This window comes from Phaeobacter sp. JH20_29 (assembly GCF_048056175.1).
Classification (GTDB): Bacteria; Pseudomonadota; Alphaproteobacteria; order Rhodobacterales; family Rhodobacteraceae; genus Phaeobacter; species Phaeobacter bryozoorum.
Genome location: NZ_JAYMWO010000005.1, coordinates 298,789 through 315,809 on the forward strand (window position 1 = coordinate 298,789; position 17,021 = coordinate 315,809).

The window sequence follows — 17,021 nt, forward strand, 5'->3', positions numbered from 1 at the left end:
CAATCAGCGATGTCGCCGAAGATAGATGTAATAGGCACCGCCACCACCATGGCTGACATGGGCCGGGGTCACCTGAAGTACGACCTGCGACAGTGGCGGCAGTGACAGCCACTGCGGTACCTGATGACGCAGGACGCCACGCGGAACAGGCATCGGTCCGGGTTCATCTCGATCTTTGCCTTTTCCGGTGATCACCAGAACCAGCCGCTTGCCCGCAGAATGGGCTGACAGGACAAACCGAACCAGCGCAGGGTGGGCTGCATCGACCCGCATTCCATGCAAGTCCAGCTTCCCCTCCGGTTTCAGCTTGCCACGTTTCATCTTGCGGTAGGCTTTGCCATCCATCTGCATCGGCGCAGAAATCAGCCCCCTTGTCACACTGGGCTTAAGATCATGTCTGGTCGGCTGGGATGTGGCTTTGGAACCCAGTTCAAACAGCTCTGGCGTGAACCTCTCCTGCGGTGGCAGAGGCGATTTGCTCGGCCTGGGCTTGGGCAGGGGAGCGGTGGCTGGCGCAGTACGTGTTTTAGGGTGCAGCCGCTCGGCCTGACGCGCCACCCGGTGCCAGAGGTCTATTTCTTCGGAGGTCAGTTTGCGGCGGCTCATCAGAAATCCCCCGGCAATAGCGCATAGGCTCGCTGGATCGGAAGCAGCACCACCATGCGACCGGGATCGCGTAGCTTGCCAGCTTCGATCCCCGCCTCATCCCCGCTGCCAAAGAACACATCGGCCCGCTGCGCGCCCTTTATCGCGGAGCCGGTGTCCTGCGCAATCATCAAGCGCCGCATAGGTTTAGCACCATCCTTTTCCAGCCAGACCGGTGCCCCCAGTGGCGTATATTTCGGATCAACAGCCAGGCTGCGCAAGGTGGTCACCGACCGGTTCATCGCGCCCAGCGGGCCGGCAGAGGCTGGAATACGGCTCACCTCACGGAAGAACACATAGGAGGGGTTGTGCATCAGCAAATCCTCGCCGGCGAGCGGATTGCGCCGCACCCAGCGTTTGATCACCGCAGCGCTGACCTGATGGATATTATAAATCCCACGGCGAACCAATTCGGTGCCAATGGATCGATATTCATGACCATTGGCGCCGCCATAGCCAACCCGGATCGAGGAGCCATCCGACAGGCGAATTCGGCCGGATCCTTGGATTTGAAGAAAAAACAGCTCGACCGGATCATCGACCCAGGCGATCTCCAGCCCGCGCCCTTCCATGATGCCGCTTGTCAGAAGTTCGCGCCGTGTCAGCCATTGGCTGGAGTTGCGCGCCTCCGGCGGCTGCCGGTAGACCGGATACCGATACCGGGAGCTGGGCCTGCGCGCGCCTGACAGCTCAGGTTCGAAGTAACCGGTAAACAACGCCGGCGTGCCATCCTCGATCAGGACAGGGCGAAAAAGCAGCTGAAAGAACCCGCGCGCAGATTGCGGATCCTGTTCACGCGCAAGCGCACAAAGCGCGCGCCAATCCGGATCGTCCAGATCCCGGCAGGTCTGCAGGAAGGCGCCGAGCGCCTCCTCATGATCGTCCTCCGCCCAGCCTTCTAACTGAGCAAAGGACAACATTGTATAGGTCGTTTCTGCCTGCCCGCCCTGCGGGAACAAATATGCGCCAGCCCCAAGGGCCAGCGCACAGAGTGCCCGCCGGAGCCCGTGCATCATGCGTCCGTGGCGACCAGATGCCAGTTCGGATCCGCACTGCCCATGGTGCGGCCAAAGACCCAGGTGTCCTTCTGGCGTTTCAGGGCCTTGGGATCGCCCTCGACGATATCACCGCCACGGTCCCGCACGACGGAGGTCAGTTCCGCGACAAACCTCATGGTGATTTCTGCATTGCCTGTAGCCGGATCAAAGCTGGTATCGGTCAAGGTCGTTTCACGCACGCCGACAAATTCCGCCTCGATGGTCAGACCTTGATCTTCGCGGTGCGAAACAGCGGTGACAAAGCTCTCAAAGACATCGGGCGCGAGGAACGGTTCGATTTCGTCCAGATCCCCTCGTTCAAACGCCATCAGGATCATCTCGTAGGCACCGCGAGCACCCTGCACAAAATCCCGTACCTCAAAGGACGGTTCGGCTTTCTTCATTGCGGCAAGGTCTTTGGCCTGCGAACTATCCTCAGGGACATAGTCAATGATGTCATGGTCCGGCCCACCTTCGATTACCTCGAGCTCGGGACGGCGGCTCTGGCGATCTGACTGAGGCAGGGCCGGCTTTTCGAACCCTTCACGGGTGCCAAGAACGCTCTTCAGGCGCAGGATCAAAAACACGGCAATACCGGCCAAAACCAACAGCTGAATCACGGGCGACTCCATAACAACCTCTACGGTAGATGTTCATGCTTCGTTTGAAACTAAAGCGTTCCAACCTTATGTAGGTGACGGGTCGGCGCAAGTCCACCGTCCCGCGCAAGTTCTGAGGAAACCCCGCATGTATCTTTTTCTGGCCTTCCTGATGGTTCCGATCATCGAAATCGCACTTTTTATTCAGGTCGGTGGCGCGATTGGCCTGTGGCCCACGCTGGCCATTGTGGTCCTGACTGCGGTTTTGGGAACCTGGCTGGTGCGAACGCAGGGTAGGCTGGCATTGGGCCAATTGCGCACGTCTTTTGAACGGTTGAATGACCCCACGGAACCTCTCGCGCATGGTGCGATGATCCTCGTTGCCGGCGCGCTGTTGCTGACACCTGGATTTTTCACTGATGCAGTCGGCTTTGCATTGCTTGTCCCGCAGATCCGTATGGCCGTCTACCGGTACCTGCGTTCCAAAGTGACGGTTGCACGGTTCCAAATGGGTCCTGGGAGCATGCAGGGGCGCAATTACCCCGGCGGTCACTCCTCCGGTAGGCCCGGCGATATCATTGACGGCGACTACGAGGACGTCACTCGGGATAGACCGCGCAATGGCCCGTCCGGTTGGGTCGATGACAAGAGGTGAGCGGCTCGCGTGACACCCCGTTGAGATACGTGCGCCAAGCTGTTAAGCACAGGCGAAACATAGTTTAGGAGTAGCTTCATGGCCGAAAACGGCGCAACAGAAGGCGTGCAGCAGCCGCAAGTCCAGATGAATATCCTGGGTCAGTTCATCCGCGATATGTCGTTTGAAAACGTCATGGCGCAAAAAGGCGTCGGCGCCGACGTTCAGCCCGATGTGAGCGTACAGGTTGCGCTTGATGCAAAGAAGCGTCAGGCCGAAAATCAGTATGAAGTCATGACCAAGCTGAACATCGAATCCAAGGACAAGGAGGGCAATGCTGTCCTGTTCGTTCTGGAACTGGAATATGTCGGCATCTTCAACATTGTCGGCGTGCCGGAAGACCAGCTGCATCCGTTCCTGCTGATCGAATGCCCCCGCATGTTATTCCCGTTTCTGCGCCGCATCGTCTCTGACGTGACCCGCGACGGTGGTTTCCCGCCGCTGAACCTCGACAATATCGACTTCGTCGCGATCTATCGCAACGAGTTGGCACGTCGTCAGGCCGACGCAGCTGCCGCCGACAAACCGCAGTAAGCATCATACAGCGGCGTCCTTGGCCCGCTGACAAAAAACGCCGCCGGGAAACCGCGGCGTTTTTTGGCTGGCAGTCGCGCGGGCGCGGGGGGTCAGCTGCCGGAGCTGTTCCACAGTGCTCCGTCACCCATCTTCGCAACAAACGCGTCATGCGCCTCCTGTTCTTCTGCGGTAAGTCGTGCGGGCAGGGGTGTCGGCCTTGCCGTAGGGCGCCAGTCCTCTGTGATCACAGTCCCGCTGCGCGCCTTATCGCTTGATGCTGAAAGGCCGAAATCGGGCTGCCGACCACCAATCAGTTCAAGATAGACATCTGCCAGAATCTCGGAGTCGAGCAGCGCGCCATGCAACGTACGATTGCTGTTGTCGATATTGAACCGACGGCAGAGCGCATCCAGTGTCGCCGGCGACCCAGGAAAGCGCTTGCGCGCTATGGCAAGCGTGTCAATTGCCTGATCCATCGGCAGTTTTGGCAGGCCCATCCAGTCCAGCTCGGCATTCAGGAATTTCATGTCGAATGCGGCGTTGTGGATGACCATTTTGGAATCCCGCACGAAATCCAGAAATTTCTGCCCGACTTTCGAAAATACCGGTTTGTCGCGCAATGTCGCCGCACCGGGCCCGGGTTGTTGTGGCGGTTCAAGAAGATCCGGCCCAATGCCGTGCACCTTGAACGCGTCCTGCGGCATGGAACGTTCGGGGTTGATATAGACATGAAAGGTTTCGCCCGTTGGCATGTGATTGAGCAACTCAACCGCACCGATCTCGACGATGCGGTCGCCAGAAAACGGATCAAATCCTGTTGTCTCGGTATCAAGGACGATTTCACGCATCTGCAACCTGCTTTCTGATCTGGGCAAGGATGGCGCGCACCTGATCGCGCGCATGGTCGGGCGTATCGGTCTGGATCAGAAAATCCGACCGCGCTTTCTTTTCCTCTATCGGCATTTGTTTCTGAAGGATCTGTTCAAATTGCTCAACCGACATTGTGCCGCGCTCCATGACCCGGCTGCGCTGCGTCTCAGCGTCGATCCACACGCAGGCCACCGCATCCATACCTGCGTCACCCCCGGTTTCAAACAGCAGGGGAATATCGAAGACCAGAACATCATGCGACGACGATGCTCTGAAAGCCTCGCGGTCAGCGGCGACAAGCGGATGCACGATTGCTTCGATGCGGGGCAGGGCGCTTGCATCGCCGGCGATGATCTCACGCAGACGTGCCCGGTCGACCCGTCCGCCGGCGATGGCCGTCGGGAACAGCGCGCCAATCGGCGCAACCGCAGCTCCATCTGCATCGTATAGGCGATGAACGGCTGCGTCGGCATCCCAGACCGCACATCCTTCATCGGCAAAGATCTGCGCGGTTGCGCTCTTTCCCATTCCGATGGATCCGGTTAGCCCCAGTGCAAAGCTCATGCCAACGCGGCCTCACGTGTGGCTTCATCGACCTCCGGTCGTTTGCCAAACCACCGTTCGAACCCTGGTACAGCCTGATGCAACAGCATCCCCAAACCATCTACCGTGGTACAGCCGATATCCTCAGCCCATTGCAGCATTTCCGTCTTCAGCGGAGTATAGACCAGATCGGTCACAACCGTGCCGGGGCGCAGGCCATCCAGCGGCACCCGCAGGCGCGGCTTTCCGATCATTCCCAGTGAGGTCGTATTCACGAGCAGCGCGGCCTGTTCGACGACGTTGCCAACCTGCACCCAATCCACCACCTCGATCCGCGATCCGAACTCACTGCGAAACTGGTCTGCCCGCTCCCGTGTTCGATTGCTGAGCAGGATCTCGGGGACGCCAGCTTCCAACAGGGAGGCAATCACGGCACGGCTGGCGCCGCCAGCGCCAAAGACGACCGCCGGACCTGATGCTGGATCCCAGTCAGGAGCGGATTGATGCAGATTGGTAATGAAGCCATATCCGTCTGTATTATCTGCCAGGATTGACCCATCAGGTCGGAAGATCAACGTATTGGCCGCGCCGATCAATGTCGCACGATCCGTCACCTGATCGGCGATATCCATGATCTTCTCTTTATGAGGAATTGTGACGTTGGCCCCAACAAATCCCATCATCGGCAGGCTGCGCACAACAGTTTCCAGCTGATCGGCTTCAACATGCAGCGGAACATAGTGACCGGCAATGCCATGCGTTCTAAGCCAATGGCCATGGACCAGTGGCGACCGCGAATGCGCCACTGGATTGCCAATCACACCAGCCAGAGGGATGCGTGCGTCGCTCATTGTTCTATCACTCCCTGCAGGGCCAAATAGTTGAGCAGCTCGAGGAGGGGTAACCCAAGAACATTGAAGTAGTCCCCTTCGATCGTGCTGAACAACCGCACCCCTTCTTCCTCAAGTTTATATCCGCCAACAGCATGGCGGATACTGTCCCAGTTACGCGCCACATAACCGCGAAGATAGGCATCCGAGCTGGACCGCATCCGCAATCGCACCTGCCCAACATGCCGCCACATCGGTTGACCATCGCGGTAGATGACCGCAGCGGACAGTAACATATGTCGCTGACCCCGCATTATTTTCAGCTGCGCAAAAGCTTCATCCGAATCTTTTGGTTTTGATAACAATTTTCCATCAAACTCGAGCACCTGATCACAGCCCAATACAAGGGCCCCGGGATACTTGGCACTGACTTTGCGCGCCTTCGCTTCTGCCAGCGTATCGGCGATGTCCCGCGGCTTGGCCTCCTCGGCCAAGAGCGCGGATTTGATGGCCTCCTCGTCGATGCGGGCGGCGGCAACCTCGAAAGGAACGCCGGCCTGTCGCAGGAGCTGGGCGCGAATTTGTGACCCAGAGGCCAGAACGATGTGGGTAGACATGTGGAAAACCCCGTGGGCAAGAGTGTGATGGGCCTTGGACGGTTTGTATGAAATTTCGGCCATTTCGCAAGCCGTGGAGAACCTCAAAATCCCCATTTGCTTGCCGGCAGATTCGCCCTGAGAGGATAGGGATAACTTCCAAATCGTGGATATCTCAGTTGCTCCGATTTCACCCCAAGCTTATCCCCACTTCAAACTTAGCTTACCGGCACAGTATTCCTGTTGTTTTTATGGCCTGCCGGCAAGAGTCATCATGTCGCTGGGGGTAAAGCTGGTAAGTTATCCAGAGCAGGGATAAGCCAGTGGATGAGTCAGTTATCCACCGTATTTCAGGTGCACTACTAAAACATCATCCTTTTAAAATACTTATATTTTAAGGGGAGAGAGGGAACCGAGAGGCCGACCATGGATCTGAGCGATCTACTGTTTGAAATTTACCCCTACGCCAAATCGCTGCACATCATGGCCGTGATCAGCTGGATGGCTGGTCTCTTCTATCTACCGCGTCTTTTTGTCTATCACGTGGAACAGGCAGAGAAGGTGCCAGAGAGCCTTCCGATCTTTGTCATGATGGAGGAGAAGCTGCTTCGTATCATCATGCGGCCCGCCATGTACGTCAGCTGGGCAGCAGGCCTCGTAATGGTGTTTACGCCGGGGTTGGTGGACTGGAGCGTTATCTGGCCCTGGAGCAAGGGCCTGAGCGTTCTGGGGATGACCTGGTTCCATCACTGGCTGTTGTTCCGTCACCGGGACTTCGCAAACGGGCAGAACACCCGAACCGGTCGCAGCTATAGAATGATGAATGAGGTCCCGACGCTGCTGATGGTGGTCATCGTCATATCAGTCATTTTCAAGTTCTGAGCGGGGGTTTGACTCAAACGGCAACACCCCTTATGTATGCGCCTTAACGGGCCCGTCCGGGCACTCGTGTCTTCCTTATACCTATGACACCGCTCCCCAGTTAACAGTGGGAGAATAAAGGCCGTATATATATGACCGTTCAATCCCTGAACCTTTCCGATCTGAAGGCAAAAAGCCCCAAGGATCTTCTGTCCATGGCTGAAGAGCTTGAGATCGAAAACGCCTCCACGATGCGCAAGGGCGAGATGATGTTCCAGATCCTGCGTGAACGCGCAGATGAAGGCTGGGAAATCGCCGGCGATGGCGTGCTTGAGGTACTGCAAGACGGCTTTGGTTTTCTGCGCTCTCCTGAAGCGAATTACCTGCCGGGTCCTGATGACATTTATGTCTCGCCTGACATGATCCGTCAGTATGCGTTGCGGACGGGCGATACCGTTGAGGGTCAGATTAAGTCGCCGCTGGAAAACGAGCGCTATTTTGCGCTGACAAATGTTACTAAGATCAACTTTGAAGATCCCGAAAAAGCGCGCCACAAGATCGCCTTTGACAACCTGACGCCGCTCTATCCTGATGAACGGCTGAAGATGGAGATCGAAGACCCAACCATCAAGGACCGGTCTGCCCGTGTGATCGATCTGGTTTCGCCGATCGGTAAAGGTCAGCGTTCTCTTATCGTGGCACCGCCGCGGACCGGTAAAACGGTGATCCTGCAGAACATCGCGCATTCCATCGCGAAGAATCATCCTGAGTGTTACCTGATCGTTCTGCTGATCGACGAACGTCCGGAAGAAGTCACGGATATGCAGCGGTCGGTGAAAGGTGAGGTTGTCTCCTCAACCTTCGACGAACCAGCGACCCGGCATGTTGCCGTATCCGAGATGGTGATTGAAAAAGCGAAGCGTCTTGTTGAGCATAAACGAGATGTAGTTATTCTTCTGGACTCCATCACAAGACTTGGTAGGGCCTTTAACACTGTGGTGCCATCGTCTGGTAAGGTTCTGACCGGTGGTGTCGATGCAAACGCCCTGCAGCGCCCGAAACGATTCTTTGGTGCGGCGCGGAATATCGAAGAAGGCGGTTCGCTTACCATCATCGCCACCGCATTGATTGACACCGGCAGCCGTATGGACGAGGTGATCTTTGAAGAATTCAAAGGTACCGGTAACTCGGAAATCGTCCTTGATCGTAAGATTGCGGACAAACGCGTCTTCCCGGCAATTGATATTCTCAAGTCGGGTACTCGGAAAGAAGACCTCCTCGTTGATAAGGGTGACCTGGCCAAGACATTTGTCCTTCGCCGTATCCTCAACCCGATGGGGACCACTGACGCAATCGAGTTTCTGTTGTCTAAGTTGAAGCAAACAAAGACAAATTCTGAATTCTTCGACTCAATGAACACCTAATACCCGGGCCGGCACGAAAGGAAGGTTCCGATGGACACGATCTTTGCGCTGGCCTCCGCTCAGGGGAAGGCCGGCGTTTCGGTTATTCGATTGTCAGGTCCTCAGGCGATCAACACCGCTTCTGTTATCAGTGGCGGTGCTTTGCCGTGTCCTGGGCGTAGTCTGCGGGTGATTTCCGATCAGGCTGGCGCTCGGATTGATGAGGCATTGATCCTGACATTTGCCGGCCCCAACAGCTTTACCGGTGAGGATACGGTTGAATTCCAGGTACATGGTAGTACAGCTGTTGTAACCGCGATGCTTGAGCTTCTGGGTATGTTCGATGATGTGCGCCTTGCGGATCCGGGCGAGTTCACTCGGCGTGCGCTCGAAAATGGTAAGCTTGACCTTTCTCAAGTTGAAGCGCTGGCGGATCTTATCGAGGCTGAGACGGATGCTCAGCGTGTCCAGGCGCAAGCCGTTCTCGCCGGCGGCTTGGCAGACCTGGCCGAGCGGTGGCGCAAGGATCTCATTCGCGCAGCCTCACTTATTGAAGTGACTATTGATTTCGCTGATGAAGATGTCCCTGTCGATGTAACCGCCGAGGTTGCGGCGCTGCTCGCCGGTGTAGCTGCTGATTTGCAGCCGCAGATTTCAGGTGTTCAGATTGCTGAACGTATTCGGAATGGATTCGAAGTTGCCATTGTCGGCGCGCCGAATGTCGGAAAATCGACTTTGCTCAATGCGCTCGCCGGCCGTGAGGCGGCTATTACTTCTGAATATGCGGGTACGACGCGTGATGTGATCGAGGTCCGGATGGATCTGGCGGGTCTCCCTGTGACGCTACTCGACACCGCCGGCTTGCGGGAGACTGACGACCATGTTGAAGGGATCGGTATCAAACTTGCAAAGAAGCGCGCTCAAGAAGCAGACCTTCGCGTGTTTCTGACCGACGATCCTGCTGCTATTGATATCGACGTCGAGCCTGACGATATTGTGGTGGTTCCAAAAGCCGACCTGGCCGAAGAACATCAGGATGTGCTGGCGATATCTGGAAAAACCGGGCAGGGCGTCGAGGCTTTGATAGTGGCTATCACTGATATCCTACAGAACAGGGCCGGAAAAGCTGGTATTGCAACGCGTGCGCGTCACAAGGAAGCGATGCGAACCGCATCTGATCGTCTAAACTCGGCACAGATGATCTTAGCCGGTGGACCTGAATACTATGATGTCGCAGCGGAGGATATCCGGTCTGCTATCCGTGCTTTGGAGATGCTTGTGGGACGGGTCGGTGTTGAGAACCTACTGGACGAAATATTCTCAAGTTTCTGCTTGGGGAAATGAGGAGTGTTTCACGTGAAACATCCAGATTATGATGTGATTGTTGTTGGCGGTGGTCATGCCGGCACGGAGGCTGCACATGCAGCAGCCCGCATGGGTGTGAGGACCGCACTCGTGACCCTGACGAAGGAGGGCATCGGTGTGATGTCCTGTAATCCCGCCATTGGCGGATTGGGGAAGGGGCATCTTGTCCGAGAGATAGACGCCCTTGATGGCGTCATGGGGCGTGTTGCAGATAAGGCCGGTATCCAGTTTCGACTGCTGAATAGACGTAAAGGCCCTGCAGTTCAGGGACCGAGAGCGCAATCCGATCGTAAGATCTACCGCCGGCAAATGCTCGCCGAAACTCAGGATCAGTCCAATCTGGATATCGTCATCGGTGAGGTTGTCGACTTTCTTATGACCGGTGACCGCATTCAGGGTGTGCGTCTCGCCGATGATAGTGAAATATTCAGCCGGGCCGTGATCCTGACTTCAGGCACGTTTTTAAGAGGCGTCATTCATATCGGGGACGTCTCCAGGCCCGGCGGCCGAATGGGTGATAAGCCCTCAGTGCGGCTTGCAGAGCGGCTGGACAGTTTTGATCTTCGCCTGGGAAGATTGAAAACCGGCACTCCGCCGCGACTGGATGGTCGGACAATCGCTTGGGATAGACTTGAAGGCCAACCTGGAGATGAAGATCCCACTCTGTTCAGCTTCCTGAGTAAGTCAATTTCAGCGCCTCAAGTGGTGTGTGGGATCACGCACACCAATGAAAACACACATGATATCATCCGGGATAATCTTGCCAGATCTGCGATGTATGGTGGCCATATTGAAGGGGTAGGGCCCAGATATTGCCCATCCATCGAAGATAAAATTGTGCGCTTTGCCGATAAGACAAGCCATCAGATCTTTCTTGAGCCGGAAGGTGCGGATGATCATACCGTTTATCCAAACGGCATCTCAACGAGCCTGCCGGTGGATGTCCAAGAGCGCTACGTGCGCTCGATAGTCGGATTGGAAAAAACCGAAATACTCCAGCCAGGATATGCAATTGAGTATGACTATGTCGATCCTCGCGCGCTTGGGTTGGATCTGGCGCTGAAATCGCATCAAGGCTTGTATCTAGCCGGCCAGATCAATGGCACGACGGGTTATGAGGAAGCTGCAGCTCAAGGGTTAGTGGCTGGTCTGAACGCGGCGCGCTATGCAAAAGGAAACGATCCGGTCACATTCAGTCGCTCTGAAAGCTATATAGGCGTGATGATCGATGATCTGACAACCAATGGCGTAACTGAGCCCTATCGCATGTTCACATCGCGGGCTGAGTTTCGCCTTTCACTTCGCGCCGATAATGCTGATCAACGGCTGACAGGTATTGGCATCGAGTTGGGTTGCGTGGGAGAACGCCGTCACGCTGCCTTCTCCAAAAAAATGGAGAAGCTTGAGGCTGCGCGGGATGTGATGGATAGCCGTCAATTCACGCCAAAGGAGATCAACGAGGCCGGCGTTACTGTGAACCAGGACGGGAACCGGCGAACTGCCACGGATGTGCTGGCGTTCCCGAATGTCGTTTTTGAAGATATCCTGCGCTTGCTTCCCGAGTTGGAGCAGTGCGAGGAGCCTATTCGCCGACAGATCGAGCGGGACGCACTCTATGCGAATTATATCCTCCGTCAGAAGCGCGAGATCGAGGCGATGAAGCGCGACGAAGGATATCTTATTCCCGCTGATTTTACCTATGATTTCGAAGGGCTTTCGAAAGAGTTGCGCGGAAAGTTGGAGCGATCAAGGCCTGAAACCCTCGCGCAGGCTGGTCGGGTGGATGGCATGACACCAGCTGCGCTTGCTTTGATCCTTGCCAGGCTCCGGCGTGGCAGTACTGTGACCCAGGGTAGGACCGCCTGAGATGATTGAAATGCAAATTGGAAAGTCATATGTTTCACGTGAAACATATGATCGCCTTAAGCATTATGAAAGTTTAGTAAAAAAGTGGTCTCCCAAGATCAATCTCGTAGCAAAATCCACTCTGGACAGTGTTTGGGACCGGCATATCGTCGACTCTATCCAGATTTGTGAGCTGACTGAGTTTCCGAAGACTTGGGTCGATATCGGCAGCGGCGGCGGCTTTCCTGGGGTGGTTGTGGCGATCATTGCAGCGGAGCGGGCGCCTGATTGTTCGATCACGCTGATTGAAAGCGATCAAAGGAAATGCGCCTTTCTGCGCACGGCTATTAGGGAATGCGGCGCGACGGCAAAAGTGGTTTCTGAGAGAATTGAAAAGGTTCCATCAATCGGCGCCGATGTCATGTCTGCCCGCGCTCTGGCTGATCTGACGACTCTTCTTGGTTTTGCCGAACATCATCTTCATCCCGGTGGAATTGCTTTGCTTTCCAAAGGAGTGCAATGGAAAAAAGAAGTGGATAACGCGAGGAGCCAATGGCAATTCGACCTGAAATCTACTAGTAGTTGGACTGAACCCGAGGCGGTTATACTAGAAATCAGGGGAGTGACGCGTGTCTGATTTGTCCCGGCCGGCTGGGCCTCGTATTATTGCAGTCGCCAACCAAAAGGGCGGAGTTGGCAAAACCACGACAGCAATCAATTTGGCGGCGGCCTTGGTAGAAACCGGCTACAGGGTTTTGGTGGTCGATCTTGATCCGCAAGGAAACGCATCTACAGGTTTAGGTATCGAAGCAGCTGACCGAACCCATACGACATATGATCTTCTCGTTGATGATGTCGCATTGAGCGATGTCATTCGAGAGACTGAGATCGAAGATCTTTGCATTATTCCTGCTACCGTCGACCTGAGTTCGGCTGATATCGAGCTTTTCACCAATGAAAAGCGCAGCTTCCTTCTGCACGATGCACTTCGTCAGCCGGCAATGGATGAATACGACTGGGATTATATCCTGATCGACTGCCCACCATCGCTGAACCTATTGACGGTTAATGCTATGGTGGCTTCGGATTCGGTTCTCGTTCCTTTGCAGAGTGAGTTCTTTGCTCTGGAAGGGGTGTCTCAGCTGATGTTGACCATCCGTGAGGTGCGTCAAACCGCCAATCCCAATCTTCGTATTGAGGGGATTGTCCTTACCATGTTTGATCGCCGGAATAATCTGTCTCAGCAGGTTGAGCAAGACGCTCGCGGTCATTTGGGGGAGTTGGTATTCGAAACGAAGATCCCTCGTAACGTACGTGTCAGTGAGGCGCCGTCTTATGCGCTGCCGGTGCTGAACTACGACACAAACTCGCTTGGGGCGAATGCGTATCGCGCCCTTGCAGAAGAACTGATTGCGAGACATCAGAAACTCGCAGCCTGACCACAGCTGGAGGCGCAGTAATGTCAGAAAAGAAAAACAAACCCAGAGGATTGGGAAGAGGCTTGTCAGCTCTAATGGCGGATGTGAACCCGGAACCTGTTAGCACAGAAAAACAGGCAATCAGAAGCACCGAAGTCATGGTGCCGATCGAAAAAGTAATCGCGAACCCGGATCAGCCGCGTCGCCAGTTCCTACAGGAGGATTTGGACGATCTGACGGCGTCAATCAGGGAAAAGGGCGTACTGCAGCCGCTGATCGTGCGCCCGCGCCCAGGCGGTCAATACGAGATTGTTGCCGGCGAACGTCGTTGGCGTGCCGCGCAAGGCGCTCAGCTGCACGAGGTCCCAGTTATTATTCGGGATTACTCGGATGTCGAGATGATGGAAGTCGCCATTATCGAAAACATTCAGCGGTCCGACCTGAATGCGATGGAAGAGGCGCAGAGCTATAAACAGCTTATGGATAAATTTGGCCATACCCAGGAGAAAATGGCCGAGGCATTAGGGAAGAGCCGTAGTCACATTGCAAATCTCGTCCGGCTGTTGCATTTGCCGGATGATGTTCAGACCTTGGTTCAGGAGCGCCGCCTTTCGGCCGGTCATGCTCGTGCTCTGATCACCTCAGACAACGCGTCAGAGCTCGCCAAGAAAATCGTCAAGGGTGGTCTGTCGGTTCGCGCAACTGAGGCTCTGGTGAAGAAGGATGCAGCGGGTCTTCAGGCTGCGACCTCTCGCTCGGCGAAGAAGTCTGCAGAGAAGGATGCCGATACCCGTGCGTTGGAAGCTGATCTATCAGCTGCCTTGCGTATGAAGGTGTCGATTGACCATCGTGCTGGTGGCGAGAGCGGGGTTGTATCTATCAGCTACGCGTCTCTGGATGAGTTGGATGATCTTTGCGGACGTCTCAGCCGTTAGGGCGCGTCCAAATAAAGACCATCACTGCGCTTAGGACAATGGCCTGGATGATCAGGACATGTGAAGGGGCAGACAGTAGAATGGATAGGCTAAAAACGGCGGCAACCGATAGGGTTGCCGCTTTTTTTGCGGCCGGGCGAATCGCTCCTCTTTCGTGCCAGTCCTGAATCATGGGGCCGAATAAGCGGTGACTGATGATCCAGTCATGCAGGCGTTCGGAGGAGTTGGCAAAGAAGAAGCTTGCAAGAAGAAGGAAGGGGACTGTCGGCAGAAGTGGGAGGGCAACACCCAGTAGCGCCAGGCCAACACAGAGCATTCCGAGCGTGGCGTATAGAACCCTCATTCGATCACTCCACCAACAGTTCGCGGAGGACCGCATTCAAGACTGCACGACCGGAATCGGTTGCCCGCAGACGGTTGCCCGAAATCTCGATCATACCGATATCTGCCAAGTCGGAGATACGGTCAGCAGGAAGTGATCGGCCGGAGATTTCCTGAAAACGATCACTATCTAGCCCCTCGACAAGCCGCATGCCCATCATCATGTATTCGGCGCTAGACTCTTCTGATGTCAATTGCGTGCGGCTGGTCTCACCAGTTGTGCGTTCGGCTGCATTGAGCCAGGCACCGGGTTGAAGATAGGTTTCAGTAGCATATCGCTGACCTCCAATGGTGAGGCGTCCATGGGCGCCCGGACCGATACCAAGGTAATCACCATACCGCCAATAGATCAGATTGTGTCGGGACTCGGCACCGGGGCGCGCATGATTGGAGATTTCATAAGCGGGCAATCCATGATTGTCGCAGATTTCTTGTGTCGCTAGATACATGTCTGCTGCGTTGTCATCACTGGGAAGGTCCCGCAGCTTGCCCTTGGCATAGCGATCCCCAAAGGCAGTGCCTTCCTCAATTGTCAGCTGGTAGAGAGACAGGTGATCAATGGCCATCGACAGGGCCTGATCAAGCTCCTGTCGCCAGTCGGTGAGTGTTTGGCCCTGTCGGGCATAGATCAGATCGAAACTGACTCGGTCAAAGCAGTTTCGAGCCACATCAAACGCCTTCTGCGCCTCGGCGACGTTGTGCAAACGCCCCAAGCGGCGTAGGTCATCGTCGTTAAGTGACTGAATACCCATAGAAATCCGATTGACCCCGGCATCTCGGTAGCCAGCAAAGCGACCGGCTTCGACCGAGGTCGGATTTGCCTCAAGCGATATCTCTATGTCATTGGAAAACGGCCATATTTCACGCGCCGTTTCGATGATGGAGGCGACAGTACCCGGATGCATCAGCGACGGCGTACCGCCTCCGAAGAAGATAGTGTTCAATACACGACCAGAAAGCTCTGGAGCAGCGCGCAGCATCTCTGCGCGATAGGCGGCGGCCCATCTGGTTTGGTCAATCTGCGCCGTGACATGGCTGTTGAAATCGCAGTAGGGGCATTTGGCCTGGCAGAACGGCCAGTGGATATAAAGCCCAAAACCCCCGTTGCGCCAATCATCCACCGAAACAAGCCTCGACGAATTTGGCAACGGCCTGGCCGCGGTGGCTGATCTTGTTCTTGGCCCAGCGATCCATTTCGGCGCAGGTCTGACCATGACCATCAGGTTGGAACATTGGGTCGTAGCCAAAGCCGTCCTTGCCCCGAATGGGCCAGACGAGTTGTCCGGGCATCACACCTTCAAAGACCTCATCATGACCATCTGGCCAGGCCAGAACCAAAGTGCAGCGGAATTGGGCGAGCCGCGGGTGGGGGGCTTGTTTCGCTTCCAGTTCATTATGGGCGCGCGTCATTGCCATCATGAAATCGCGTCCGTCACCGGTTTCTGCCCAGTCGGCAGTATACACTCCGGGGGCGCCGTCGAGCGCATCAATGGTGATACCCGAGTCATCGGACAGGGCGGGTAGGCCGGTCGCCTTTGCGGCGGCATGGGCCTTGATCCGCGCATTTCCGACAAAGGTATCTTCTGTCTCGGCCGGCTCGGGCAGGTCCATTTCGCCGGCACCAATTACCGTGACGCCAAACGGCTGGAGGAGATGCTTCATCTCCTCCAGCTTGCCTTTGTTGTGTGTGGCGACAAGCAGGCGGTCGCCGGCAAACTTGCGTGTCATGCGCAGGCTGCCTTTTGCATCTCGGCCAGTTCAGCGGTGCCTTTGGTCGCCAAATCCATCAGGGTGTTCAATTGCTCACGGCTGAACATGGATCCTTCGGCGGACATCTGGACTTCGATCAACTGGCCCGATCCAGTCATGATGAAATTGCCATCCACGCCGGCTTCGGAATCCTCCGGGTAGTCGAGATCCAGGACAGGTTGGCCTGCATAGATACCGCAGGAAACGGCCGCGACGGGATCAACAAGCGGGTCTATCTTGACCTCACCTGTCTTCATCAGTTTGTTCACTGCAAGCCGCAATGCCACCCAACCACCGGTGATCGACGCACAGCGCGTGCCGCCGTCTGCCTGGAGGACATCGCAGTCGATGCTGATCTGCCGTTCGCCAAGCGCGACTCGGTCAACACCTGCGCGCAGGGCACGACCGATGAGGCGCTGGATTTCGACAGTGCGGCCACCCTGTTTGCCCATTGCGGCTTCACGGCGCATACGGGTGTTCGTGGCACGGGGCAGCATCCCATATTCTGCGGTGACCCAGCCCAACCCGGTGCCTTTGATAAAGGGCGGAACGCGGTCCTCGATGGTTGCGGTACACAGCACATGGGTGTCGCCCATTTTGATCAGGCAGGACCCTTCGGCGTGTTTGGTGAAGCCTGTTTCGATGGAAACGGCGCGCATTTGGTTCAAGTCTCGTCCAGAGGGTCGCATGGGTCATCCTTTGTTTGCTTACCAATCGGGATAGCGCCCGCAGGG

20 protein-coding genes are annotated in these 17,021 nt (G+C 55.9%); 9 read left to right on the plus strand and 11 right to left on the minus strand.

The window, feature by feature from the left end; translation table 11 throughout:
* Positions 1–3: 3 nt before the first annotated feature.
* The 3 genes from VWZ85_RS04205 to VWZ85_RS04215 are packed head-to-tail and all read right to left on the minus strand — an operon-like array spanning position 4 to position 2,314.
* A complete protein-coding gene (locus VWZ85_RS04205; protein WP_340547107.1) occupies positions 4–606 on the minus strand; it encodes a Smr/MutS family protein in 603 nt (200 codons plus the stop codon).
* Complete coding sequence (locus tag VWZ85_RS04210; RefSeq protein WP_416534351.1) at positions 606–1,661, minus strand: murein transglycosylase A; 1,056 nt, start codon at positions 1,659–1,661, stop codon at positions 606–608. The genes VWZ85_RS04205 and VWZ85_RS04210 overlap by 1 nt, the downstream gene beginning before the upstream one ends.
* A complete protein-coding gene (locus tag VWZ85_RS04215; RefSeq protein ID WP_416534350.1) occupies positions 1,658–2,314 on the minus strand; it encodes a Tim44/TimA family putative adaptor protein in 657 nt (218 codons plus the stop codon). Before VWZ85_RS04215 ends, VWZ85_RS04210 begins: the two co-directional genes overlap by 4 nt.
* 115 nt (positions 2,315–2,429) lie before the next feature.
* Between VWZ85_RS04215 and VWZ85_RS04220 the strand changes: the two genes are divergently transcribed.
* Together VWZ85_RS04220 and secB are read left to right on the plus strand one after the other, a co-directional pair.
* The gene (locus tag VWZ85_RS04220) at positions 2,430–2,936 is read left to right on the plus strand and encodes an FxsA family protein (protein ID WP_416539888.1); all 507 of its coding nucleotides are present in this window, start codon (positions 2,430–2,432) and stop codon (positions 2,934–2,936) included.
* Positions 2,937–3,014: 78 nt separating this feature from the next.
* Positions 3,015–3,509 carry a protein-export chaperone SecB gene (gene secB, locus VWZ85_RS04225; protein ID WP_416587222.1) on the plus strand — a complete coding sequence of 165 codons (495 nt, stop codon included), beginning with the start codon at positions 3,015–3,017 and terminating at the stop codon, positions 3,507–3,509.
* Between the two features lie 92 nt (positions 3,510–3,601).
* Here secB and dnaQ read toward each other — a convergent pair whose 3' ends face one another.
* The 4 genes from dnaQ to VWZ85_RS04245 are packed head-to-tail and all read right to left on the minus strand — an operon-like array spanning position 3,602 to position 6,351.
* On the minus strand, positions 3,602–4,339 hold the full coding sequence (gene dnaQ, locus VWZ85_RS04230; RefSeq protein ID WP_416587224.1) for a DNA polymerase III subunit epsilon: 738 nt from the start codon (positions 4,337–4,339) through the stop codon (positions 3,602–3,604).
* Positions 4,332–4,925 carry a dephospho-CoA kinase gene (gene coaE, locus VWZ85_RS04235; protein ID WP_416539887.1) on the minus strand — a complete coding sequence of 198 codons (594 nt, stop codon included), beginning with the start codon at positions 4,923–4,925 and terminating at the stop codon, positions 4,332–4,334. Before coaE ends, dnaQ begins: the two co-directional genes overlap by 8 nt.
* Complete coding sequence (locus VWZ85_RS04240; protein WP_416587225.1) at positions 4,922–5,755, minus strand: shikimate dehydrogenase; 834 nt, start codon at positions 5,753–5,755, stop codon at positions 4,922–4,924. Before VWZ85_RS04240 ends, coaE begins: the two co-directional genes overlap by 4 nt.
* Positions 5,752–6,351: a Maf family protein gene (locus tag VWZ85_RS04245; RefSeq protein WP_340547115.1), complete on the minus strand. Its 600-nt coding sequence runs from the start codon at positions 6,349–6,351 to the stop codon at positions 5,752–5,754. The genes VWZ85_RS04240 and VWZ85_RS04245 overlap by 4 nt, the downstream gene beginning before the upstream one ends.
* Before the next feature lie 405 nt (positions 6,352–6,756).
* Here VWZ85_RS04245 and VWZ85_RS04250 point away from each other — a divergent pair, with 405 nt between their 5' ends.
* The 7 genes from VWZ85_RS04250 to VWZ85_RS04280 all read left to right on the plus strand — a co-directional run bounded on the left by VWZ85_RS04250 (position 6,757) and on the right by VWZ85_RS04280 (position 14,157).
* The gene (locus VWZ85_RS04250) at positions 6,757–7,212 is read left to right on the plus strand and encodes a CopD family protein (protein ID WP_416542698.1); all 456 of its coding nucleotides are present in this window, start codon (positions 6,757–6,759) and stop codon (positions 7,210–7,212) included.
* Positions 7,213–7,343: 131 nt separating this feature from the next.
* Positions 7,344–8,615: a transcription termination factor Rho gene (rho, locus tag VWZ85_RS04255; RefSeq protein ID WP_416534345.1), complete on the plus strand. Its 1,272-nt coding sequence runs from the start codon at positions 7,344–7,346 to the stop codon at positions 8,613–8,615.
* Positions 8,616–8,645: 30 nt separating this feature from the next.
* Complete coding sequence (mnmE, locus tag VWZ85_RS04260) at positions 8,646–9,938, plus strand: tRNA uridine-5-carboxymethylaminomethyl(34) synthesis GTPase MnmE (RefSeq protein ID WP_416587227.1); 1,293 nt, start codon at positions 8,646–8,648, stop codon at positions 9,936–9,938.
* Positions 9,939–9,950: 12 nt separating this feature from the next.
* Positions 9,951–11,825: a tRNA uridine-5-carboxymethylaminomethyl(34) synthesis enzyme MnmG gene (gene mnmG / locus VWZ85_RS04265; RefSeq protein ID WP_416587228.1), complete on the plus strand. Its 1,875-nt coding sequence runs from the start codon at positions 9,951–9,953 to the stop codon at positions 11,823–11,825.
* 1 nt (position 11,826) lies between these two features.
* The gene (gene rsmG, locus VWZ85_RS04270) at positions 11,827–12,441 is read left to right on the plus strand and encodes a 16S rRNA (guanine(527)-N(7))-methyltransferase RsmG (protein WP_416539884.1); all 615 of its coding nucleotides are present in this window, start codon (positions 11,827–11,829) and stop codon (positions 12,439–12,441) included.
* Complete coding sequence (locus tag VWZ85_RS04275; RefSeq protein ID WP_340547121.1) at positions 12,434–13,243, plus strand: ParA family protein; 810 nt, start codon at positions 12,434–12,436, stop codon at positions 13,241–13,243. The genes rsmG and VWZ85_RS04275 overlap by 8 nt, the downstream gene beginning before the upstream one ends.
* 20 nt (positions 13,244–13,263) lie before the next feature.
* Positions 13,264–14,157 (plus strand): ParB/RepB/Spo0J family partition protein, encoded by an 894-nt coding sequence (locus VWZ85_RS04280; protein WP_416539883.1) that lies wholly within the window; start codon positions 13,264–13,266, stop codon positions 14,155–14,157.
* Here the strand turns inward: VWZ85_RS04280 and VWZ85_RS04285 are convergent.
* The 4 genes from VWZ85_RS04285 to rph are packed head-to-tail and all read right to left on the minus strand — an operon-like array spanning position 14,147 to position 16,976.
* A complete protein-coding gene (locus tag VWZ85_RS04285) occupies positions 14,147–14,500 on the minus strand; it encodes a YbaN family protein (RefSeq protein ID WP_340547123.1) in 354 nt (117 codons plus the stop codon). The two genes, VWZ85_RS04280 and VWZ85_RS04285, sit on opposite strands and share 11 nt — an antisense overlap.
* Before the next feature lie 4 nt (positions 14,501–14,504).
* Positions 14,505–15,659, minus strand: a complete 1,155-nt coding sequence (gene hemW / locus VWZ85_RS04290) for a radical SAM family heme chaperone HemW (protein ID WP_416587230.1) — start codon at positions 15,657–15,659, stop codon at positions 14,505–14,507.
* Positions 15,652–16,266 carry an RdgB/HAM1 family non-canonical purine NTP pyrophosphatase gene (gene rdgB / locus VWZ85_RS04295; RefSeq protein ID WP_416587232.1) on the minus strand — a complete coding sequence of 205 codons (615 nt, stop codon included), beginning with the start codon at positions 16,264–16,266 and terminating at the stop codon, positions 15,652–15,654. The genes hemW and rdgB overlap by 8 nt, the downstream gene beginning before the upstream one ends.
* Positions 16,263–16,976 (minus strand): ribonuclease PH, encoded by a 714-nt coding sequence (rph, locus tag VWZ85_RS04300; protein WP_102855693.1) that lies wholly within the window; start codon positions 16,974–16,976, stop codon positions 16,263–16,265. Before rph ends, rdgB begins: the two co-directional genes overlap by 4 nt.
* Between the last annotated feature and the right edge of the window lie 45 nt (positions 16,977–17,021).